The sequence below is a fragment of the Mesorhizobium sp. M1E.F.Ca.ET.063.01.1.1 genome (genome assembly GCF_003998155.1).
Taxonomy (GTDB): Bacteria; Pseudomonadota; Alphaproteobacteria; order Rhizobiales; family Rhizobiaceae; genus Mesorhizobium.
The window spans coordinates 1-492 of sequence record NZ_RZSC01001552.1; the positions used below are offsets into that span (position 1 = coordinate 1).

Here is a 492-nt window from a genome sequence, read left to right on the forward strand (position 1 = left end):
CGGGAAGATCGAGGCCCTCCCTGTCAATCAGGACGTCGTCCCCCTCCTGAGTATCGAAGTAGAATTTCGGCATCTTGACCCAACATGATCAATGTGCCGATCGGGAACGGATTGGCTCTGGCTTGGTTCCTGAAAGCAGAAGTCCCGGACCACATGCCCTCAGGGCATCGGCCGAAAGGCCTAGCCGCGGGGGTTCGTTTGAGGCATTGTTCAGCCTTGCGGTCACCCCGGAAAAGGTGCAAGGGTCGGGATGGGTAGAGCAATGGGCGAGGTCGCCGAGGATCGCATGCGGTCGCGGCGCTCGGTTGGGCAAATGTATTTTCCGCAGTTTCTTGTGGGAATGACGGCAACACTCCTGGTGATCCTCGGTTGGACCTATGCAGCCACGGGATCGGCTTGGGCGTCGCTCGGCTGGACATTCCTGGCAGCCGTGGTGCTGCAGGCAGGCTACTTCGTGGCGGTGCTGTGGCTCGTATTCACCCAAGCCCGCTC

At 60.4% G+C, this 492-nt stretch carries 1 protein-coding gene; it reads left to right on the forward strand.

Going from position 1 to position 492, the window contains the following annotated elements:
• Positions 1 to 262 precede the first annotated feature (262 nt).
• Positions 263 to 492: exopolysaccharide production repressor protein (locus EOA29_RS39730; RefSeq protein ID WP_245468853.1), on the forward strand; the 230-nt coding region annotated here is incomplete at its 3' end.